Raw genomic sequence first — 20,575 nt, 5'->3', positions numbered from 1 at the left:
TTGTCATTGCTGGGCTCCTCCCCCACAGCCATCGAAGGAGCGTGATGCGGGACGGGGTCCGCCACGTTCGTCGCGGTCGGCGAAGATTCGGCGTGGACGGAGATGTGGGCATGACTGTGGGGCACCAGACTTCCGGCCGCCGCTCCATGGGCGATGAGCATGGCAGTTGCGAGAAGCGCCAGTGCACTCGCAAGCTTCTGCCAGACGAATCCGGCTTTCGTCCGGGGAGTCCACCGTTGCATCCTGTGGGAACGGCCGAGAGGGCGAAGTGTTCCGCTGATCATGGTGCTGCCGACATGCGTTCAGACCGTTTCTGCCTCCAGTTTGCCAAAGTCACCGGCGACGAACTGCGCGCGCGGATCGTGTTCCTGCAGGACTGGCTCGCCCAGCATGCCAAATGATGCTCCGGATACCAACCATCATCGGCCTCACCGCCTCCGCGCTCATCGCCACCTGGATCCTTGTCGAGTTGCGGGCGCACGCCGAGAATGCCGAGACGATGGCGCTGGGCCGCAGTATTTACGAGGCCCAGTGCGCCGCATGTCATGGCGCGGAGCTCGAAGGGCAGCCGGACTGGCAAATGCCTCTGCCCTCCGGGCGCCTGCCGGCTCCCCCGCACGACGCCACCGGCCACACATGGCATCATCCGGACGACATGCTGTTCCGGATCGTCAAGGAAGGCACCGCCGCCATCGTGGGAGGCGGATACGAGAGCGACATGCCCGGGTTTGCCGATGTCCTCAGCGACGCCGAGGTCCGGGCCGTGCTCGCCTACATCAAGAGCACGTGGCCGGAACGCGAGCGGAGCTATCAGGAGAAGATCACAGCAACGCGCTGAGAGGGAGGCGCCCTCGGGCGCAGGCAACTGGCATTCGTATCCGCACGGGGGAACCGCCGATAAGGTCGGCAGCTGGTTCATGTAGCCGTCCAGGCCGAGGAACTGCCCGCCCATCTCCAGATCGTTCCTTCGGGCGCCGGCTCGGCCGATGCCACCGTCACCGCCGGATCGAGATGACGCTCCGGCTCGGCCAGGAACTTCGCGCGGCACCCCGCCGAACAGGAGTGTCGGCCATCGCCGAGATGCTTGCCGACCACAGCGTCATGCGGGATCAGGCACGGGCTCGCGGGTGAGAAGCCTTCAACAGCACCGAAGGAGGATTGCGTCGTGTCCTTTATTTCTGATATCCACGAAATATGGAAGAAATGATTCCCTCCCGCCTGTCGACCTTGGGCCACCCGCAGCGTCTCGCCCTCTTCCGGCTGCTCATGCGGCGCTATCCGGACAGGGTGCCAGCGGGTGAGATCGCCGATGCGCTGGACCTCAAGGCGTCGACACTGTCGGCCTATCTCTCCGCGCTGATGCAGGCGGGGCTGGTGACGCAGGAGCGGGTGGGAACCTCGCTCCGCTATTCCATCGCCATGGCCGAGGTGCGCCGCACCTTCGACTATCTCATCCTCGACTGCTGCCGCGGTCGACCCGATCTCTGCGCGCCCGTCTCCCTGCCAACGATATCAGGAACCACCGGCATGTCCGACCGCAAGTACAAGGTGCTGTTCATCTGCACCGGAAACTCCGCCCGCTCGATCTTCGCCGAAGCCATCCTCCGCAAGGAGGCAGGCGATCGGTTCGAGGCATATTCCGCCGGTACCCGGCCCCACTCGGAGCTGAACCCGTTTGCCCTCGAGGTGCTGGAGCAGAAGGGGCACGATGTCTCGGTCCTGCGATCGAAGAATGTGGGTGAGTTTCAAGGGCCGGCCGCAGCGAGGTTCGATTTTGTCTTTACGGTCTGCAATCAGGCCGCGAACGAGGAGTGTCCGGCATGGAGCGGCCAGCCCGTCAGCGCGCATTGGGGCATGCCCGATCCGGTGAAGGCCGAAGGTACTCACGCAGAAAAGAGCCTCGCGTTCCAACAGACCTATGGGGCGCTGCACAACCGCATCAAGGCATTTTCGGCGCTGCCCGTCGCCTCGCTGGACCGCATCTCGCTGCAAAAGGCCGTGGACGACCTCGGCCGTAAGGATGCCGGAGCGCCCGCATGACCGTCTATGCTCTGAACGGCCTCGGCCGCATGGGAAAGCTTGCCCTCAAGCCGCTTCTTGAACGCGAAGCGGAGATCGCCTGGATCAATGACGCGGTGGGCGACCCAGCCATGCATGCGCATCTATTCGAGTTCGACACCGTGCATGGGCGGTGGGATGCGGCGTTCTCGCACGACGCGGAGAGCGTCACCATCGACGGCACGCGGCTGCCTTTCATCGGAAGGAAAGACCTGTCCGAGTTGCCGCTCGCGGGAGTTGATGTGGTCATCGACTGCACCGGCGTCTTCAAATCCGAAGCGAAATTGGCTCCGTATTTCGAGGCGGGGGTGAAGAAGGTGGTTGTCTCGGCCCCGGTCAAGGACGGTGGCGCGGCAAACATCGTCTATGGCGTCAATCACGACATCTACGATCCGGCCGAACACCGGATCATCACGGCGGCAAGCTGCACGACCAACTGCCTCGCCCCGGTCGTGAAGGTGATCCACGAAGCCATCGGCATCCGGCATGGATCGATCACCACGATCCATGACGTGACCAATACGCAGACCATCGTGGACCGCCCCGCCAAGGATCTGCGACGAGCGCGTTCGGCGCTCAATTCGCTGATCCCGACCACCACGGGGAGCGCCACCGCGATCACGCTGATCTATCCGGAACTGAAGGGCAGACTGAACGGCCATGCCATCCGCGTGCCCCTGCTGAACGCCTCGATCACCGATTGCGTGTTCGAGGTGGAGCGACCGACGACGCCGGAGGAGGTCAACGAACTGTTCAAGGCCGCCGCGAGAGGTCCGCTCAAGGGCATCCTCGGCTATGAAGAGCGCCCGCTTGTCTCCGCCGATTACACCAACGACACACGATCGGGCATCATTGACGCGCCCTCGACCATGGTCGTGAATGGCACCCAGGTGAAGATCTACGCCTGGTACGACAACGAGATGGGCTACGCGCACCGTCTGGTGGACGTGGCGCTGATGGTCGGGGCCTCGCTGTGACCGTTGCCCGACCGCGCCCGGAGGGCCTGTCAGCCTATATTGCAGTCACTGCCGCATATTGGGCCTTCATGCTGACCGACGGCGCCCTGCGGATGCTGGTCCTGCTGCATTTCCACAGGCTGGGGTTCAGCCCGGTGCAGCTGGCCTATCTGTTCATCCTTTACGAAATCGCGGGCATGGTCACGAACCTGTCGGCTGGATGGATCGCGGCTCGGTTCGGGCTGACCTCGACCCTTTATGCTGGACTGGGCTTGCAGGTCATCGCGCTGGTGGCGCTGGCGCAACTGGATCCCGGCTGGGCCATCGGGTTCTCGGTCGCCTATGTCATGATCGTGCAGGGCGGGAGCGGCGTAGCAAAGGATCTGGCCAAGATGTCCTCAAAATCTGCCGTGAAGCTGCTGGCGCCACGGGAAAATGGCGGGCTCTTCCGCTGGGTCGCGCTGCTGACCGGATCGAAGAACGCGGTGAAGGGGCTGGGCTTCCTGCTGGGTGCGGTGCTGCTCGCCACGCTGGGCTTTGTCCCGGCGGTCCTTGCGATGGCAGCGGTGCTTGCGGTCATTCTGCTAGCCGTCCTGATCGCCATGCCGCAAGGACTGCCCAAGGGACGCAAAGGAACGAAGTTCTCCGAGGTCTTTTCGAAGTCCGCGAACGTGAACTGGCTGTCGGTAGCGCGGGTATTTCTGTTCGGTGCACGCGACGTTTGGTTCGTCGTCGGCATTCCGATCTATTTCTACGCTGTGCTGTCGGACGGCACCGTCGAGGGCAACCGGGCCGCCTTCTTCATGATCGGTAGCTTCATGGCGGTCTGGACCATCCTTTATGGAGCGGTGCAGGCGGCAGCACCCCGGCTCCTGCGTGCGGCGCAAAGATCCGACGGCGATTTGATCGACGCGGCGCGTGGCTGGGCGTGGTCGCTGGCCGCCATTCCGGCCGGGTTGACCGCCGCCGCCCTGATCTCGCCCGGGCCGCAGCCATGGCTGACGGCAACGCTGGTCCTGGGGCTGCTGGTCTTCGGCGCGGTCTTCGCGGTGAACTCATCCCTGCATTCCTATCTGATCCTCGCCTTTACCAAGGCCGAACGGGTGACGATGGATGTGGGTTTCTACTACATGGCCAATGCGGGCGGGCGCCTCCTCGGCACGCTGCTTTCGGGCCTGACCTATCAGATCGGCGGGCTGGTGCTGATGCTGGGAACGGCGGCGGCGATGGTGGCGGCGTCTGCGCTCGCTGTCGGCCGCCTCAGCCCGGACCGCCCGCAGGAGAGCCTGGCATGAGTGTCTTCGAACGTTATCTCACCCTCTGGATTGCACTTGCGATCGCCTTGGGTATCGGAATCGGGGCCACGGCGCCCGGGCTCGTCGAGGCCGTGGCAGCAGCAGAAGTGGCCAGCGTCAATCTGGTGGTGGCGGTGCTGATCTGGGCCATGGTCTATCCGATGATGGTCGGCGTCGACCTTCAGGCTGTTGCTGGCGTCGCCCGCCAGCCGAAGGGCCTTTTGATCACGCTGGCGGTGAACTGGCTGATCAAGCCGTTCACTATGGCGTTTCTGGCGGTTCTGTTCTTCGATTACGTGTTCGCGCCCTGGATCGAGCCGGAGGATGCCGCTCAGTATACCGCCGGGCTGATCCTGCTTGGTGCTGCGCCCTGCACGGCGATGGTCTTCGTATGGTCTCAGCTGACCCGCGGCGACGCGACCTACACGCTGGTGCAGGTCTCGGTCAACGATCTCGTCATGGTGGTCGCCTACGCGCCGCTCGTGGCCTTTCTTCTCGGCGTGACCGATATCGCCGTGCCTTGGGAAACGCTGGTGCTGGCGACGGTGCTCTACATCGTCCTGCCGTTGATCGCGGGCCTGCTGACCCGGCGCCGGCTTGGCTCGCCCGAGGCGATCGACGCGTTCTCGGCCCGGATCAAGCCGTGGTCGATGATGGGCCTGATCACGACCGTGGTGATCCTCTTCGGCCTGCAGGGAGAGAAGATCCTCGCGAACCCCGTGGTGATCGCCATGATCGCGGTGCCGATCCTGATCCAGAGCTATGGCATCTTCGCGCTGGCCTATGCCGCCGCCTGGACGATGAAGGTCCCACACCGGATCGCCGCACCCTGCGCCATGATCGGCACCTCCAACTTCTTCGAACTCGCGGTCGCGGTGGCGATCAGCCTCTTCGGCCTGGGCTCGGGCGCGGCGCTTGCCACGGTGGTGGGGGTGCTGGTCGAGGTGCCGGTGATGCTGACGCTGGTCGCGTTTGCGAACCGCACCCGCAAGCGCTTCCCGCAGTCCGAAGAAGACGTCGTGCATTCCAGTTCGAGAATTGTGGAATTAGATTGACAGGAAGGCTGTTCGGCGTCAATCTATTTCCATGGAACTCGAAACAGCAGCTCATCAGCTCGAGGCGCTCGGCAATCCGAACCGCCTGCAGATCTACCGGACGCTGGTGCGTGCCGGGCGAGCCGGTCTGGCGGTCGGTCAGGTTCAGGAACAGGTCGGACTGCCCGCCTCGACGCTGTCGCACCATCTGAAGCGATTGATCGACCGTGGACTTGTGCGACAGGATAGGGCGGGCAACAGCCTCATCTGCCACGCCGAGTATCCGGCCATGAGCGCGCTGCTGGGGTTTCTGGCCGACGAATGCTGCGCCGATGAAACGTGTGGACCGTCTTCGGATCGCGCGCCCGAGAAGGTGGCGGGGTGATCTCTCTTTTTGCCTTGCCCTCCCACGAATCTAGAACAATGGAATGAGGTGGCGATATGCTGATTTCCGAACTTCCAGTGGCCGTGATCGGCGCAGGTCCTGTGGGGCTCGCGGCAGCCGCCCATCTGCTTCGGCGCGGGCTCCAGCCTCTGATCTTCGAACGAGGCACCTCGGCTGGCGCGACGGTGGCCCAGTGGGCGCATGTCCGCGTGTTTTCGCCTTGGGAATACAACGTCGACGCAGAGGCGCGCGTGTTGCTCGAAGAGAACGACTGGATCGCGCCAGTACCCGATTACATGCCGACTGGCGCGGAGCTGATCCGCGACTATCTCGCTCCACTCGCCGCACATCCGGCGATCGCCCCGAACCTGCGGCTTGACGCCGAGGTTCTGGCGGTCACCCGGAAAGGGCATTCGAAGCTTTCGGGCGAGGGCCGCGACGCGGCGCCCTTCGTCGTTCTCTGGCGGGATGCTGCGGGAGAGCGGCGCCGTGCGCTGGCAAGGGCGGTCATCGACGCCTCCGGCACGTGGGTGAAGCCGAATCCGATCGGACTTGACGGGCTGCCCGTCGAGGGGGAGATCGAGAACCGCGACCGCATCCACTACGGCATTCCCGACGTACTCGGCGCAACGCGCGAGGACTATGCCGGCAGGCATACGCTCGTGATCGGCGCGGGCCATTCGGCGATCAACGCCGCCCTCGACCTGATGGATCTGCAGGAGCAGGAGCCGGGCACGCGGATCACCTGGGCCACGCGCTCGGGCGGCATCGAGCGCGTGCTAGGCGGCGGCCTCAACGACCAGCTTCCCGGCCGCGGCAGGCTCGGACTGCGGGCGGCCGAGGCAGTGCAGTCGCGACGGGTCAGCTTCCATTCGCCTTTCTCCGTCGAGCGGATTGCGGCCGAAGGCGAGGCCCTGCGGGTCCTCGGCACAGAGGACGGGCGTCCGGCAGAACTGACGGTGGACCGCATCGTTGTCGCCACTGGCTTCCGCCCCGATCTGACGCCGCTGTCCGAGTTGCGCCTGTCGCTCGACCCGTCGGTCGAAGCTACGCCGGCGCTGGCGCCGCTGATCGACCCTAACCTCCACTCCTGCGGAACCGTCCGGCCTCACGAGGTGGTCGAACTCGCACATCCCGAGCGCGACTTCTACATCGTCGGGATGAAGAGCTACGGCCGCGCCCCGACCTTCCTGATGACCACAGGGTATGAGCAGGTTCGCTCGGTCGTCGCCGAACTGGCCGGCGACGCCGTCGCTGCTCGGCAGGTGCACCTGAAGCTTCCCGAGACGGGCGTTTGCAGGACCAGGTCCACAATCGACGCAACGGCGGATGCTTGCTGCGCACCTCCGAAAGCGCCGGCGAAGGAGGCGACCTGCTGCGGCGGCCCGCCCAAGGCGAATGCCGCCGCGTGCTGCGTCGCCGACGAGCTCGCCAAGGCCGAGGGGGAAAGTGGCTGTGGCTGCAATACGGCTGCGCGGGCCAGCCTCCCGGCATGACCCTTCCTGCAAGGACCCGTACCGTCTCTGCCCTCGGTGTGATTGAGATCTTCGCTTGGGGCAGCACTTATTACCTGATGGCGGTTCTGGCGGGTCCGATTGCCGCTGACACGGGTTGGAGCGTCGGCATGCTATCCGCCGGCGTATCCGGCGGTCTCTTGGTGGCGGGCTTCGCCGCGCCGACCGTGGGCCGGCTGATCCAAATTACCGGCGGCCGGCGAGTGCTGGCGACCGGGATGGCGCTGATTGCAACGGGCCTGGTTTTGCTTGGCAGCGCCCGAAGCCTGCCGGTGTATTTCGCCGCCTGGGCCATTCTCGGTCTCGGCATGTCGGCGGGCCTGTATGATGCGGCTTTCTCGACGCTCGGGCGGCTCTTCGGGCGAGACGCGCGGGCGGCGATCACCCAGCTCACCCTGTGGGGCGGTTTCGCCAGCACGGTTTGTTGGCCGATCTCGGCATGGCTGGTCGAGATCGTCGGCTGGCGAGGGACATGTTTCGCCTATGCGGCGCTACATCTGACGGTGACGCTGCCGATCAGCCTCTGTCTCCTGCCGCGGAGACCGCCCGCGGAAGAGAAGGCGCAGTCGACCGGAGCAATGCTGCCCGACCTGCCGGGTCTTCTCGATTTGCGCTTCCTGTACATCGTTGCGGCTGGCGTGAGCCTGTCGATGCTGGCGACCATCTGGTCGATCCATCTGATCAGGATCCTGACCGCCGAGGGATACGCATTGGCCACTGCGATTGCGCTCGGCACCTTGATCGGGCCGGCACAGGTCGGCGCCCGCGTCCTCGAGATGCTGGGCCGCGGGCGCCATCATCCGATCTGGACAATGGGTTCGGCGGTCGGTCTGGTGCTTCTCGGTTTTCTGGGTCTGCAGCTCGGAGCTCCTGCCTCCGCGGCGCTGGTCGCCTATGGGGCGGGAAATGGTCTTTGGTCGATCGCTCGCGGCGCTTTGCCGCTCACTCTCTTCGGGTCTGACCGCTACGCGCAGACGATGGGGCGCCTCGCCATGCCGATGCTTTTCGCCGCCGCCGCCGCGCCGATGATCGGTGCGTTTCTGATCGAGGCATTCGGAGCGGATGGCACCCTCGCGATACTTTCCGCCATGGCGGCCGTACCCTGCGTTGCCGCTCTGGTCCTCGCGGCCTCGGTTCATCGGCAACGAAGAATACCCGCTGTCTAGAAGATCAGACGGAGCATTCAAAGAATAATGCCCGGAGATGGGGGTGGATGCTGGCCCCCGTTTCGATCGGACACTGGGCATAGCCATGGAAGCTTGGGCATATGCCTGAGCACCTCGCCGACGAAGAGCGCGCCGAGCGTTGCCGCCAGCGTGATCAAGAACGCGACCGTGAGGGGCAGATCGTCGCGGGACAGGGCCTGTGCGTCAGTGTCGGTCAAGAACAGGCTCCTTTCGGCGGCGTGAGGAAAGAGAGGTTGCGAGGATGCACACCGCGCCCAGAGTGATCGCGATATCCGCGACATTGAACGTGGGCCAGTGCCAGTTGCGCCAGTAGAGGTCGAGGAAGTCGGTCACGGCGCCCTGCCGCAGCCGGTCGATGATGTTGCCAAGCGCACCGCCTACCACCAGGACGAAGCCTGCGCGCTCCAGCGGATGGCGCGCCCGAACTGCCATGACGGCGAAGATCAGGGTCAGTGCCCCGGTCAAGGCGGCCATCAGCAGCGGCTTACCTGCCATAACGCCGGACAGCATGCCGAAGCTCGACCCTTCGTTGAAGCCAAGCGCAAGCCCGAAGCCGGGAAGAACTGGAACCGCGTCACCCAGCGAAAGCAGCGAGAGGGCGGCCGCCTTGGTCAGCTGGTCGGCCAGCACCGTGGCGGCGACCAAGAGAAGCATCATGGGATTGGTCATGGCGCGGCCTTCCTCGGGATGCCGATCCAGCGCGGAACCGATGCGACATAGCGGTCATAGTCTGGCCCCAGGGCTTCGCGCAGCACAGCTTCCTCCGACCGGACCTGCGTGGCTGCCGACCAGAGGAACAGGATCGGCGCAAGGATCGTCGGGACGGCAGGCACCGCCAGGGCGACACCGGCCAGCAGCGCGAATTGCCCGACGAAGGTCGGGTTCCGGCTGAACTGATATAGCCCACCTGAGACGAGGCTTCCCGTTGCACCGCTCACCACACCGACGCGCCAGGATGAGCCCATCGACATCTGAGCTGCAAAGGCCACCATCGCGCCAAGGCCCGCGATGAAGATACCGATGATGCCAAGCGCAACGGCTCTTCCTTCGGTCCAGAAGGGATCGACCTTGTGCAACATCGGCCAAACTATCCAGAGGAGGGGTCCGAAAAAAGCGAGGATGAACGCGGCGCGGAACCCGAAAGCGGCCGCGCGGTCGCGTCCTGAGGCGCGGGCAAACAGCCAGACCGGTTTCCCTGCCGCCTGTGCCGCGACGGCGCTGCCCCAGAAAAAAAGCGCGAGATAGCCGAAAAGGACGGCGAGCGCCGACCAGCCGAACGGAGACAGCATCTCAGGTCTCCTCCGGATCGAAAGCGAGAAGCCGCAGTGCGTTAAGCGTGACGAGTACAGTCGCGCCCGTGTCGGCGAGAATGGCAATCCAGAGCCCGGTGATGCCAAGGATGGTGGTAACAAGAAACACCGCTTTGAGGCCGAGCGCGATCGCCACGTTCTGCCGAATGTTCGCCATGGTCGCCCGGGAAAGTCGTATTTTGCTGGCGACATCAGTTACCCGATTGCGCAGAATTGCGGCGTCGGCGGTCTCGAGCGCAACGTCGGTTCCGGAGCCCATCGCGACGCCCACATGGGCGGAGGCGAGCGCGGGGGCGTCGTTGATGCCGTCACCCACCATCATCACGTGACCCCTCGAGGTCATCTCGCGGATCGCTGCAACCTTGTCTTCGGGCATCAGCTCGGCGCGATAGTCAATGCCGAGACCGTCGGAAATGGCTGCCGCCGTGCGTCCGTTGTCTCCGGTCAGCATTACCGAACTGACGCCGAGCGCCTTCAGCTGCTTCACTGCGCGGGCGGCATCCTCTCGGGGCTCATCCCGGAGCGCGATGAGCCCGACAAGCTTGCTCAGACCGAAGACCGCTACGACCGTCTTACCCTCTTTCTCGAGGCTGGCCGCCCTCTGCCGCGCGCCATCGTCAAACACGCCGCGCTCCTCCGCGAACCGAGGAGAGCCCACCCAGGCGGGCTCGCCCTCGATGACCCCTTCGACCCCCCGGCCGGGGAGCGCCTTGGCGGCCGATGCGGCCAAGGACGTGATTCCCGCAGCTTCTGCGCGCGACAGGATCGCCTCCGCCAGTGGATGGCTCGATCCCGCTTCAACGGCCGCAGCTAGCGCCAGCACCTCCGTCTCCGATCCTGAGACCGACACCACATCCGTGATGCGCGGCCTCCCATGGGTCAGGGTCCCCGTCTTGTCGAATGCAACATGCGTGGTCGCCGCTGCGGCCTCGATCACGGCGCCTCCCTTCATCAGGAGGCCACGTCGCGAACCGGAGGAAAGCGCGGAAGCGATGGAAGCCGGTACGGATATCACCAGCGCGCAGGGGCATCCGATCAAGAGCAGCGCGAGCGCGCGGTAGATCCACGTGTCCCAGGCTTGACCGAATGCGAGGGGCGGGATGATCGCCACCAGCACCGCAACTCCGACCACGGCGGGCATGTAGATGCGGCTGAACCGGTCGATGAAGCGCTCCGTCGGCGCGCGGGCGCTCTCCGCTTCCTCGACCAGACGAATGATGCGGGCGATGGTGTTGTCCTTGGCCGACTTGGTGACCCGGACTCGCAGCGCCGCTTCAGAATTGATTGAGCCAGCAAAGACTGGCGCTTCGGGCACCTTCAGCTTCGGCATGCTCTCGCCCGTGACCGCGCTCTCATCGACGCCGGAGGTGCCCTCGATGACCTCGCCGTCTGCCGGGACCCGGTCTCCGGGGCGCACCAGAACGATCTGGCCCACCTGCAGCCGGTCGGCCGGGATCACTCGCGTCCTGCCATCCACTTCCAGTAGAGCCGTCTTCGGCACGAGGCGCGCGAGCGCACGGATCCCGTCGCGGGCCTTGTTCGCCGCGACGCCCTCGAGAACCTCCCCGACTGCGAAGAGGAAGACCACCAGCGCCGCTTCTTCCGCGGCATTGATGACAAGCGCGCCGGTGGCGGCGATAGTCATCAGCATCTCAATCGTGAATGGCATGCCCGATCGGGCGGACGCCACGGCGCGCCGCGCGATTGGCGCAACACCGATAATCGTGGCGAGGATGAAGGCCCAGTTCGCTACGTCCTCGGAGGCGAACAGATTCACGGCCCATGCCGCCGCGAGGAGGAGCCCGGTGCCGATCACCAGACTGCCCTTCGCGGTCCGATACCAACGCGAACCGGGCGCTGGGCCGCTGTCAGGCCTTGTCGATCCAGTGTCGGGCGCGACTCCTGCGGCATCCCGCGAGCCGTCCGTACGGGATTCTTGCTGGCCGTCCGGCAGCACGAAGGGTTTCCAATCCGGGCTCAATCCTTTCGCCGCGATCCCGTAGCCGAGCCGTTTGACGATCGCCTCAACCTGGTCGCGCTGGGTCTGCCCTTCGTCGAGGGTCAGCCGAAGCCGCTCGGTCATCAGCGCCACGTCGACGTCGCTCACGCCCGGCAGGTGTTGGACGGCGCCTCGCACCTTGCCGGCGCACGACGCACAGTCCATCCCGGAAACCGTCCACTCGTAGGTTGCACTGCCGTTCGCCGTCATCACGCCCTTCCACCCCGCTCAGCGGGCAACGTTGTATTCGCTCAGCCGGGAACGTAGTGTCTCTAGTAACTATAGCTTCAAGAGGGAATCTGATGCTCACCATCGGAAAATTGGGTGAAGCGGCCGGCGTGAAGGTTCCGACGATCCGCTATTACGAGCAGATCGGCCTCCTGCCGGAGCCAGAGCGCAGCGCCGGGAACCAGCGGCTCTACGGGGGCTCGGCGCTGGATCGGCTGGCGTTCATCCGCCACGCGCGCGAGCTTGGGTTTCCGCTGGACGCCATACGCGACCTTCTGAGCCTCTCCGATAAGCCGGATCAATCCTGCGCAGCCGCCGACGTCATCGCGAAGAAGCAGCTCACCGCGGTCAAGGCCCGGATCGCGCGTCTCACGGCGCTGAAGGCAGAGCTCGAGCGCATGATCACGCAGTGCGCACAGGGTACCGTGGCCGACTGCCGCGTGATCGAGGTGCTGAGCGACCATTCCCATTGCGCGCAGAACCACGGGGCGTCCGAGGCCGCCGGATGACAGCGCTGCCGACCCTGGCAGTCTATGCCGCCGCGGCTCTGGCCGAAATCGCGGGCTGTTTCGCCATCTGGGCGTGGTGGCGCCTCGGCGCCTCAGCGGTTTGGCTCGTTCCAGGCGTTGCGAGCCTGATCGCCTTTGGCTGGCTCCTGGCGCAGATCGACTCGGCCTTCGCCGGGCGCGCCTACGCAGCCTACGGGGGCGTCTACATCGTGGCGTCCGTCCTCTGGATGTGGCTGGCCGAAGGCGAGCGACCCGATCGCTGGGATCTCATAGGCGGCGTCGTTTGCCTTGCGGGGGCGGCCCTGATCCTGCTCGCCCCGCGCAGCGTCTAGACGTTAATCAGCGCGCAGCCCTTGAACCTCTAGCGACTACAGCGACTAAGATTATGTCTCGGCCGATTCTTGAGGCAGCAGGCTGCTTCTTTTCTGGCGAGGATCGAGTGCCTTTCGCATGCAGGGCAGATGAGGCCGCCTTGATCCGACGGGCAGCACAAATGGAGGCGAACCTGATGACCAAAGAACTGCCAAAGAATCCGGATGAACGTCAGCGCCGTACGCTCTGGACGGTTCTGCTGCTGAATGCGGCGATCGCCATCGGCTTTTTTGCGACAGGCGCATTGGGCGACTCCAGCGCGTTGATTGCCAACGGTCTGGACAACACCTCCGACAGCTTCGTCTACGCCATCAGCCTTTTTGCCCTGTCTCGTTCGGACAAATGGAAGCGCGGAGCCGCCAACGTGTCAGGAGGGCTGCTGCTGCTCTTCGCGGCTGGCATCCTGATCGACGCTGTTCGCCGCTACTACACAGGCTCCGAGCCGCTCGGCCCACTCATGATTTCCATGGCCCTCATTGCCGCGGTTGTGAACGGCATCTGCATCTGGCTCCTTGGTCGGCTCGAGGACCCGGACGTGAACGTCAGAGCGGCCAACACCTTCAGTCTGAACGACTTCATTTCGAACGGCGGTATTCTCGTCGCGGGCGGTCTCGTCTGGTGGCTGGGCAGCAATTGGCCCGATCTCGTGGTCGGTGTCGCGGTCGCCGGCGTCGCCGCTTGGGGCGGCATCGGAATCCTGCGCGACGCGCATGGCGAAGGCAGGAGGGCTCAAACAAATCAGTAGCTTGAGGTGGAGAAGGTTGTCTTTCAGGCCCTTCCCCTCCGCCACATTCAGTTGCCGAATCCGTCCAAGGGCCCCGATCGGGGCCTTTTTTCTTTTTGTTTCAAAGGGCGTTGGAAAGGTCATCCGCCCTTCGGAGGCCGGAAGGTTGACTCAGAGTGGGTCTCCGAATTGCCCGTGTCTCTTTTCGAGCGCCCCTCGATGGTCACGGGACGGTGTAAAACGTCCTAGCATTTCCAATGATTTGCCGCGTTCATGGGTTCGCCCCCCTCGCGATATAATCCAGTGACGGAGACCGACACGAAGGCGCAGGGCGGTCAAAAGGACGGCTCCGTGGCGGCCGATCACCAGGTCAGCGCAGCAGTGCGGGAGGTCCGCGTCACCACCGAAGACCTGCCGGAAGTCTCTGATGACAAACAGACTTCGCGACCTTAGCCTGGCGCAATGTCGAACGGGCCCTGGACGGATGAAGAGAACGACCTGATCGTCGCGGATTACTTCGCGATGCTCGCCGACGACATCTCCGCGCGCCGCTACAGCAAGGCCGAGCATCGCCGCGCGTTGCTGCCGCTGCTGAACGACCGGTCGGAGGGGTCCGTCGAGTTCAAGCACCAAAACATCAGCGCGGTGCTGAAGGGCCACGGGGAGGACTGGATCCCCGGCTACAAGCTCGCGTTCAATTTCCAGATGACCTTGGTGGATGCCGTGGCGCGGTGGCTGGCGCTGAAGCCGGCCTGGCTCGGGCGCCGACCGGGGCTGCATTCCGCCGCTGGCCTGCGAGAGGCGGCGTAGATCTGGATCGGGCCGCCGCCGACGCTGTCGAACCAGCCGCCGCCGCAGGAGTTGGACTAGATGCTGCAAATCGCCCGCAAGTTCGACGTGGCGGGCCGGAACGAACGCGACCGGGCCCTCGGTCGCGCGGGCGAGGAACGCGTGCTGGCGCATGAACGGGCGTCTCTACGCTCGGCATGACGGGACGATCCGGCGCGCAAGGTGCGCTGGGTGTCGGAGGAGGATGGCGACGGCGCGGGCTACGACATCTCGAGTTTCGCCCCGGACGGGCTCCCGCGGCTGATCGAGGTCAAGACGACGAACGGATGGGAGCGCACGCCCTTCCACATCGCCCGCAACGAACTGGCCGTGGCCGAGGAGCGCCGGTCGGAATGGCGTCTGTTCCGGCTATGGAATTTCGCACGCGAGCCGAAGGCGTTCGAACTGCATCCGCCGCTGGACGCGCATGTCTCGCTGACGGCGACGACGTTTCAGGCGAGCTTTCACTGAGGATCAGTCGAACACCCTCTCCGGCTGTTCGTGCCACGGCAGGGCCGCGACGTCGGTCAGGTTCAACAGGGTCACGGCGGGCCCTTCGCGCTTGTAGACCAGTCGCTTGAGGACACCCGGCGCGAGATAGGCGAGCCGCAGCTGGCGGCTGACATGGCGTTCGGCCAGCCCCACGGCTTTTGCCAGATCGGTGACCGTATTGAACTCGCCAGCTTCCATGCGCCGCCGCCAGCCCCACGCCCGGCCAATGGCGCGCAGGATATGCGGATCCTGCGTTCGGTCTTCGCTGGGCAGATAGGTGGCGGGCGGCATGATCTTCGGCCGCCCGTTCTGCTTGCGAACCTTCAGCGGCACGAAGATCTGGATGGACTCGTCGGGTTTCATCATTCCACCGCCACCTTCTTCAGTGGCGCCATCATGTCGCGCATGACGCCCGAGACGCCGTCGGTCCGGACATCGATCACCAGCCCCTCGGACGTCACGGTGACCCGGCGCACCAGCAAGAGTACGACCCGGGTCTGCTCCGCAGGGAAAAGCTGGCCCCAGACGTCATCGAACGTCTGCAGCGCGGAGATCACGTCGCCCTCGGCGAAGGCGTGACCCTCGCGGGCCAAGTGGGCAATGACCTGTGCGGTGACCGACGGCGCGCGCATCACCCGCCGCAACTCGGTCACCACAGCCGCTTCCACGAGGTCGGCAGGAAGGCGGCGCGGGATGCCCTCATCGCTGGGTTCGCGATTCTTGATGACGTCCATCGAGACGTAGTACCGGTATCGCCGCGTGCCCTTCTTCGTGCTGCTCGGGGTCATGGCGGCGCCCGTGGCCGTGAAGATCAGCCCCTTGAGCAATGCAGGCGCCTGTGCGCGGGTGTTGTTGGCGCGCTTTCGCGGGTTCTGCCGCAAGATGGCATGGACCTGATCCCACAGCTGCTCGCCGATGATGGCCTGATGCTCGCCGGGTAGGCCTTGCCCTTGTGGACGGCGTCGCCGCGATAGACGCGGTCTACCAGCACCCTGTAGAGATATCGCTTGTCGACCAAGGTGCCGTGCTTGTTGCGGAGTCCTTTGCGGCGCAGTTCGCGGGCCAGCACGGTCGCTGATCCGATATCGACGAAGCGTTCGAAGATGCCGCGCACGGTGGCGGCTTCGTCCCTCGTTCACCGCGAGTTTGCGGTCCTTCACATACTACCCGAGCGGGACGTAGCCGCCCATCCACATGCCCTTCATGCGGGAGGCGCGGACATTGTCGCGGATGCGCTCGGCCGTGACCTCGAACTGGGCGAAGCTGAGCAAGATGTTCAGCGTCAGCCGCCCCATGGAGGTGGTGGTATTGAAGGACTGCGTGACCGAGGCGAAGGTCACGCCGTTCCCGTCGAAGACCTCGACCAGCTTCGAGAAGTCCATCAGCGACCGCGACAGGCGGTCGATCTTGTAAACGACCACCACATCGATCAGGCCATCCTCAGTGTCGGCCAAGCTGCTTGAGGCTGGGCCGCTCCAGCGTCCCGCCCGAGATGCCGCGGTCGTCATACTGATCGCGGACGAGCACCCAGCCCTCGGAGCGCGGGCTGGCGATGAAGGCCTCGTAGGCCTCTCGCTGGGCGTGCAGGCTGTTGAACTCCTGCTCCAGCCCTTCCTCGGACGACTTGCACGTGTAGATGGCGCAACGCTGGCGGCGAATGGGATTTGCGCTCTGATCCATCATTCATTCCCCCGCTTTCGTTCGCGCAACCCGGAAAAGCGGTAGCCATTCCAGCGCGTCCCGGTGATCGCCCGAGCAATCGCGGACAAGGATTTGCAGGGGCGGCCTTGCCACTCGAATCCGTCACGCAAGACCGTGATCGTGCGCTCGACCCCGTTCCATTCGCGGATCAACCTCGTGCCGACCACGGGATTGCGAGGATCGGCGATCTGGCTCTTGCGTGTCAGGGTGCCGCCGACCTCGTCAACCAGCAGGTCCAGCATGCGCCGGGTTTCGCGATCAGGACCGCCATACGTGAGTTCTTGGATGCAGTAGGCCAACCGGCTCTTGAGGAATGCTCGGCTGTTGTTCGGTGCCGTCGTCGCAAAGATCGTCTGCCACTCCGACTTCAACTGGGGGACGGACATGGACTTCAACGCGGCCAGGCGCGCGGGGATGGGATCGGACTTCGTCATGCGTTTCTCCGGTGAGTTGGAGTTGCATGACGGCATTGGTCGTCGGGATAGTGTAGGCAACGTTCTCCAGTATTGTCAGTTACTTCGCGCCCATCCTGCCCGAGCAGCCGAACTAGCCCGAGCGCCATCAGACCGCACAGTTCGGCGCGGCGCTCAGCGGCGCTCATCTGGTCGGGAGGGAGGGGATTGGGGCGTTTCATGCGGGCCTCGGAGCAGTCGTCTCCTCTGACCACTACTCCTCGACGTCGGAAAGCGTCCGAGCCGATCCTGCGCGGGTTGATGAAACACGCGAAAGAACGTCTCAAGAACACTTGTCTTGCAGGAGAGGGGATTCGTCGTGGCCGGCAATTTGAAGAAGTTCGTGAACCCCCGGTTCATCAAGACCATCGATCTCGCCCTGATGAAGCCGCTTCTTGCGCGGCATGCGGGCAAGTACGAGGGCTTCACAGTGGACCTGCTGGACCAGGAGGAGGATGTCGCTCGCGAGGAGCTGGAGAAACTGCTGACCGGCTCGAGGACAGCTATCCCGAGGAGCTGCGCGGCGATCTGCACCGCATCGCGGAACTGGGCGATGCCCGCGGCCTCGAGATCATCCAGGCGCAGACCGCCGTCGGGGCGTCGATCTGTTCCCGGATATCAAGACCGGCGACGCCGACGCGCCCAACAAGGCGCATGATCCCAAGCACATCCCCGTCCGGGTGTTTCTGGAGCATCCCGATCTGTTCGACGCGGCCGACCATGGCGATGCTTACCGCCGACCGCCTGCATGGATATGCCGGGCGGGAACGTGGCGTCGCGATCGATCTGACGGCGGAGAAGGTCGAGGCGTTCCGGACGGCCGTTGCCGCCATCTTCCGTGGCGTTTCTCGGGGACTACTGCCGGTTAGGCGACTACGACGACGATGACGAGATCAACCTCGTAGTCAGCCACGGCTCCATGGTTTCGACCAAGCCGGCCCTAGAGGGCCAAGTCGAACGGGTCATCAGCGTGCGCCAGATTTCCCACGCCGTGCTGCGATACTCTGAAACACCGGCATGCTGCGACTGGCCCGCATCCGGAAGGCGCATCAACCCGAGATCGCGGAACTCTTCGCCTCGATCATCCTCGATAGACCCGGCTTCTTCGACGGCGACGATGCGCAGGACCTCTATACTCCGCGCCCAGTGGAAATCGCCGAACCGGGCTTCACCTTCGATGCCGCCTACGATCCACTGAATCGACAAGGTGCTGATCATCGAGGCGGCGGCCGACCTGATGGCGCCCGGCAAGAAGGGGTATCCCCGCGTTGTGCGCACGCTGCGCTCGCGAGATCCGGCGGTGACGCGCTCCAGCATTTCGGCAGCACGCCGGTCGGTTTCGGCGGCGCCTGGCGGCTGGGCGAGCTCGTGTTCCGGATCCTGTTCAAGGGCGACGGCAAGCGCCAGCCGCAGGTCCGGTCAAGTTGCGGCCCGCGAGCGTCGTGGAGTTTCGCCGCACCCAGCATGAGGCGCGGGCGATGAAGCTGATCGAACGGAACGGGCTGATAAATGACCGAGACGATTTTGAGGTCGTTGACGCGGCTGAGTGAGGCTGGCGACGACGCAGTCCTGCTCGGTGAGCTTGCCGCGCCGTCCTTCGGTCCGGTCTTCGACCGGCTGCTGGCGAAACGTGTCCTTGTCGAACAGGTGCCTCTATCCGACTGGGAGGTTGGCGCCTGAACGGTCGCGTGCCGTCGTCTCGACGCTCGCAGCAGTTCGTCATCGAAAACGTCAATCACTTTTCTAGAAAAATCGTCCTCTCAGGAAATTTTCGGGTGTACATCGCAGACCCTTACACATTTCGTCGAGGCCGTTAGAAAACGAATATGCTCGGGAGAGGCGCGCAGGCAGACGCCGCGCCGCTGGCTTGCGGGGTCCAGCGAGGAGACCAGTTATGGTCCAAACTGCCAAGCCTGTGATATCTTGGTTCCTTCCTGGCGATGTTCGTATGCTGGCGGGCGAAGCGCGGGACATCGACAGCGACAGGGCCGGATTTTTGGGAAGCCATCCGGAAGCCGGAGCCACTCGCCCGCCGCGCAAACACCAATGAACGCTGGCCTTACGACCGGACACCGCTGGTCGCCGCTGGACCCCTGTGGAGCCCGGCCCGGCATCCGGCATCCGGAGTCCGGAAGCCACTGGCATCCACCCGACCGAGGAACCTTGCCCACCATGACGCTGAGCTTCGCCTCGGACGCGATCGAGACGTGGCCGCTGTCGCGCCTCCAGCCCTACGCGAAGAACGCGAAGGCGCACGGGCCAGACCAGGTCGCCAAGATCGCCGCCAGCATGGCCGAGTTCGGCTGGACCGTGCCATGCCTCGTCGCCGAGGACGGCGAACTGATCGCCGGCCACGGGCGCGTGCTGGCGGCAACCCAGCTGGGGCTGACCGAGGCGCCGGTGATCGTGCTGGGCCACCTGACCGAGGCGCAGCGCCGGGCCTACCGGATCGCGGACAACAAGCTTACCGAACTCGGCACTTGGGACGAGGCGCTGCTGTCGGCTGAACTGAACGATCTGCTGGCCGAGGAGTTCGACCTGTCACTCGTCGGCTTCTCCGACGGCGAATTGGACAAGCTGCTGGCCTACGTCGCGGACGACGGGCAAGAAGGTGGCGTCAGGGGGTCAGTGCCGCCGGTGACCATCCCTGAACTGCCGCGCAACCCGGCGTCGCAGACGGGCGATCTCTGGATGCTCGGCGACAACCGCCTGCCGTGCGGTGACAGCACCAGCGTTGCCGATGTGCGTCGCCTGATGAATGGCGAGCGGGCGATCCTATTCGCGACCGACCCACCGTATCTCTTGGACTACGATGGCTCGAACCACCCGACCCGGAACAATGATTGGTCCCCGTCTTATGGCACGACCTGGGACGACAGTTCGCAGGGGGCGGAACTCTACGACGGGTTCATCGCTGCAGCCGTGGCGGAAGCGATCGCCGAGAACGCGGCCTGGTACTGTTGGCACGCGTCCCGTCTCCAGGCGACGCTGGAAACCTGCTAGGAAAAGGCGGGCGCGTTCGTCCATCAGCAGATCATCTGGTGAAGGACCGAGGGGTTCTGACCCGATCCCCTACCTCTGGAAGCACGAGCCCTGCTTCATGGGCTGGCGCGCCCGAACCGGCCGCCGAAGGTGGCCGAGGAAACCCTGCCATCGACCTGGGCGCTGCCCAGTTTCGCCAAGGACGACCGGCCCGACCACCCGACGCCGAAGCCGCTCGATGCCTTCGGGATCCCGATGCGCCAGCATGTAGCGCGGGGCGGCCTCTGCTACGAGCCGTTCTCAGGCTCCGGCTCGCAAATCATGGCGGGCGAAGCCAACGGCCGCCGCGTCTTCGCAATGGAAATCAGCCCGGCCTATGTCGATGTCGCGATCGAGCGCTGGCAGGCCGAGACCGGCCGCGACGCGATCTTTGATGGCGACGGCCGGACCTTCGCGCAGGTGAGGACCGAGCGGCTGGGCGACGATGCCGAATCCCCCGCCGATCCCCGGCAACGGACGCCGCCCCTGAACCCGCGCGAACGCGCAAGA

The 20,575-nt window shown here is 64.9% G+C and carries 25 protein-coding genes and 2 pseudogenes; 17 read left to right on the top strand and 10 right to left on the bottom strand.

Annotated elements, in window-relative coordinates; translation table 11 throughout:
• The first annotated feature begins 44 nt into the window (after positions 1-44).
• The 9 genes from DRW48_RS16045 to DRW48_RS14830 all read left to right on the top strand — a co-directional run bounded on the left by DRW48_RS16045 (position 45) and on the right by DRW48_RS14830 (position 8,408).
• Positions 45-401, top strand: coding sequence for a hypothetical protein (locus tag DRW48_RS16045; protein WP_162784795.1), 357 nt, complete (start codon positions 45-47; stop codon positions 399-401).
• On the top strand, positions 398-838 hold the full coding sequence (locus DRW48_RS14865; protein ID WP_114077099.1) for a c-type cytochrome: 441 nt from the start codon (positions 398-400) through the stop codon (positions 836-838). Before DRW48_RS16045 ends, DRW48_RS14865 begins: the two co-directional genes overlap by 4 nt.
• Positions 839-1,194: 356 nt before the next feature.
• Positions 1,195-2,040 carry an arsenate reductase/protein-tyrosine-phosphatase family protein gene (locus tag DRW48_RS14860; RefSeq protein WP_114077098.1) on the top strand — a complete coding sequence of 282 codons (846 nt, stop codon included), beginning with the start codon at positions 1,195-1,197 and terminating at the stop codon, positions 2,038-2,040.
• A complete protein-coding gene (locus DRW48_RS14855) occupies positions 2,037-3,035 on the top strand; it encodes an ArsJ-associated glyceraldehyde-3-phosphate dehydrogenase (protein WP_114077097.1) in 999 nt (332 codons plus the stop codon). Before DRW48_RS14860 ends, DRW48_RS14855 begins: the two co-directional genes overlap by 4 nt.
• Before the next feature lie 68 nt (positions 3,036-3,103).
• Positions 3,104-4,309 (top strand): organoarsenical effux MFS transporter ArsJ, encoded by a 1,206-nt coding sequence (arsJ, locus tag DRW48_RS14850; RefSeq protein ID WP_422385765.1) that lies wholly within the window; start codon positions 3,104-3,106, stop codon positions 4,307-4,309.
• A complete protein-coding gene (arsB, locus tag DRW48_RS14845; protein ID WP_114077095.1) occupies positions 4,306-5,364 on the top strand; it encodes an ACR3 family arsenite efflux transporter in 1,059 nt (352 codons plus the stop codon). The genes arsJ and arsB overlap by 4 nt, the downstream gene beginning before the upstream one ends.
• 31 nt (positions 5,365-5,395) lie before the next feature.
• The gene (locus DRW48_RS14840; protein ID WP_114077094.1) at positions 5,396-5,728 is read left to right on the top strand and encodes an ArsR/SmtB family transcription factor; all 333 of its coding nucleotides are present in this window, start codon (positions 5,396-5,398) and stop codon (positions 5,726-5,728) included.
• 56 nt (positions 5,729-5,784) lie between these two features.
• Entirely contained in the window at positions 5,785-7,224 is a 1,440-nt protein-coding gene (locus DRW48_RS14835) for an FAD-dependent oxidoreductase (RefSeq protein ID WP_114077093.1), read from the top strand.
• Complete coding sequence (locus DRW48_RS14830; protein WP_114077092.1) at positions 7,221-8,408, top strand: MFS transporter; 1,188 nt, start codon at positions 7,221-7,223, stop codon at positions 8,406-8,408. The genes DRW48_RS14835 and DRW48_RS14830 overlap by 4 nt, the downstream gene beginning before the upstream one ends.
• A gap of 17 nt (positions 8,409-8,425) precedes the next feature.
• Here the strand turns inward: DRW48_RS14830 and DRW48_RS16040 are convergent, their stop codons facing one another.
• From DRW48_RS16040 to DRW48_RS14815, 4 genes are read right to left on the bottom strand one after another with little or no spacing between them, the layout of a single operon-like run.
• Positions 8,426-8,626 (bottom strand): hypothetical protein, encoded by a 201-nt coding sequence (locus DRW48_RS16040; protein WP_162784794.1) that lies wholly within the window; start codon positions 8,624-8,626, stop codon positions 8,426-8,428.
• Positions 8,613-9,098, bottom strand: a complete 486-nt coding sequence (lspA, locus tag DRW48_RS14825) for a signal peptidase II (protein WP_114077091.1) — start codon at positions 9,096-9,098, stop codon at positions 8,613-8,615. The genes DRW48_RS16040 and lspA overlap by 14 nt, the downstream gene beginning before the upstream one ends.
• On the bottom strand, positions 9,095-9,718 hold the full coding sequence (locus DRW48_RS14820) for a methyltransferase family protein (protein WP_114077090.1): 624 nt from the start codon (positions 9,716-9,718) through the stop codon (positions 9,095-9,097). Before DRW48_RS14820 ends, lspA begins: the two co-directional genes overlap by 4 nt.
• A 1-nt stretch (position 9,719) precedes the next feature.
• Entirely contained in the window at positions 9,720-11,948 is a 2,229-nt protein-coding gene (locus DRW48_RS14815) for a heavy metal translocating P-type ATPase (RefSeq protein ID WP_241963298.1), read from the bottom strand.
• Positions 11,949-12,040: 92 nt separating this feature from the next.
• Here DRW48_RS14815 and DRW48_RS14810 point away from each other — a divergent pair, with 92 nt between their 5' ends.
• The 4 genes and pseudogenes from DRW48_RS14810 to DRW48_RS14795 all read left to right on the top strand — a co-directional run bounded on the left by DRW48_RS14810 (position 12,041) and on the right by DRW48_RS14795 (position 14,870).
• Positions 12,041-12,475, top strand: a complete 435-nt coding sequence (locus tag DRW48_RS14810) for a MerR family transcriptional regulator (protein WP_114077089.1) — start codon at positions 12,041-12,043, stop codon at positions 12,473-12,475.
• The gene (locus DRW48_RS14805) at positions 12,472-12,807 is read left to right on the top strand and encodes a YnfA family protein (protein WP_114077088.1); all 336 of its coding nucleotides are present in this window, start codon (positions 12,472-12,474) and stop codon (positions 12,805-12,807) included. The genes DRW48_RS14810 and DRW48_RS14805 overlap by 4 nt, the downstream gene beginning before the upstream one ends.
• 176 nt (positions 12,808-12,983) lie before the next feature.
• Positions 12,984-13,592 carry a cation efflux transmembrane domain-containing protein gene (locus tag DRW48_RS14800; RefSeq protein ID WP_114077614.1) on the top strand — a complete coding sequence of 203 codons (609 nt, stop codon included), beginning with the start codon at positions 12,984-12,986 and terminating at the stop codon, positions 13,590-13,592.
• Positions 13,593-14,033: 441 nt separating this feature from the next.
• Positions 14,034-14,870 (top strand): annotated as a pseudogene (locus DRW48_RS14795) (protein NO VEIN domain-containing protein).
• Positions 14,871-14,873: 3 nt separating this feature from the next.
• On the opposite strand, the gene DRW48_RS14790 reads toward DRW48_RS14795, so the two are convergent.
• The 5 genes and pseudogenes from DRW48_RS14790 to DRW48_RS14780 form a co-directional block, all read right to left on the bottom strand.
• Entirely contained in the window at positions 14,874-15,257 is a 384-nt protein-coding gene (locus DRW48_RS14790; RefSeq protein ID WP_114077087.1) for a hypothetical protein, read from the bottom strand.
• The gene (locus tag DRW48_RS16580; protein WP_422385739.1) at positions 15,254-15,718 is read right to left on the bottom strand and encodes a recombinase zinc ribbon domain-containing protein; all 465 of its coding nucleotides are present in this window, start codon (positions 15,716-15,718) and stop codon (positions 15,254-15,256) included. Before DRW48_RS16580 ends, DRW48_RS14790 begins: the two co-directional genes overlap by 4 nt.
• Positions 15,703-16,005 carry a recombinase family protein gene (locus DRW48_RS16575; protein ID WP_422385738.1) on the bottom strand — a complete coding sequence of 101 codons (303 nt, stop codon included), beginning with the start codon at positions 16,003-16,005 and terminating at the stop codon, positions 15,703-15,705. Before DRW48_RS16575 ends, DRW48_RS16580 begins: the two co-directional genes overlap by 16 nt.
• A gap of 49 nt (positions 16,006-16,054) precedes the next feature.
• A pseudogene (locus DRW48_RS16570) lies at positions 16,055-16,571 on the bottom strand (recombinase family protein).
• Positions 16,571-17,026 carry a DUF2924 domain-containing protein gene (locus tag DRW48_RS14780; RefSeq protein WP_114077086.1) on the bottom strand — a complete coding sequence of 152 codons (456 nt, stop codon included), beginning with the start codon at positions 17,024-17,026 and terminating at the stop codon, positions 16,571-16,573. Before DRW48_RS14780 ends, DRW48_RS16570 begins: the two are co-directional and overlap by 1 nt.
• Positions 17,027-17,363: 337 nt before the next feature.
• Between DRW48_RS14780 and DRW48_RS16035 the strand changes: the two genes are divergently transcribed.
• The 4 genes from DRW48_RS16035 to DRW48_RS16435 all read left to right on the top strand — a co-directional run bounded on the left by DRW48_RS16035 (position 17,364) and on the right by DRW48_RS16435 (position 20,047).
• Complete coding sequence (locus DRW48_RS16035; protein ID WP_162784793.1) at positions 17,364-17,702, top strand: hypothetical protein; 339 nt, start codon at positions 17,364-17,366, stop codon at positions 17,700-17,702.
• Positions 17,703-18,061: 359 nt separating this feature from the next.
• Entirely contained in the window at positions 18,062-18,526 is a 465-nt protein-coding gene (locus DRW48_RS16030) for a hypothetical protein (RefSeq protein ID WP_162784792.1), read from the top strand.
• A 27-nt stretch (positions 18,527-18,553) separates the two neighbouring features.
• Entirely contained in the window at positions 18,554-18,724 is a 171-nt protein-coding gene (locus tag DRW48_RS16025; RefSeq protein ID WP_162784791.1) for a hypothetical protein, read from the top strand.
• 492 nt (positions 18,725-19,216) lie between these two features.
• Positions 19,217-20,047, top strand: a complete 831-nt coding sequence (locus DRW48_RS16435) for a ParB/Srx family N-terminal domain-containing protein (RefSeq protein ID WP_241963297.1) — start codon at positions 19,217-19,219, stop codon at positions 20,045-20,047.
• A gap of 279 nt (positions 20,048-20,326) precedes the next feature.
• Here the strand turns inward: DRW48_RS16435 and DRW48_RS16430 are convergent, their stop codons facing one another.
• On the bottom strand, positions 20,327-20,539 hold the full coding sequence (locus DRW48_RS16430) for a hypothetical protein (protein WP_241963296.1): 213 nt from the start codon (positions 20,537-20,539) through the stop codon (positions 20,327-20,329).
• Between the last annotated feature and the right edge of the window lie 36 nt (positions 20,540-20,575).

Origin of the sequence: Paracoccus suum (genome assembly GCF_003324675.1) — a bacterium.
Classification (GTDB): domain Bacteria; phylum Pseudomonadota; class Alphaproteobacteria; order Rhodobacterales; family Rhodobacteraceae; genus Paracoccus; species Paracoccus suum.
This window is presented reverse-complemented; position numbering and strand designations above follow the sequence as displayed.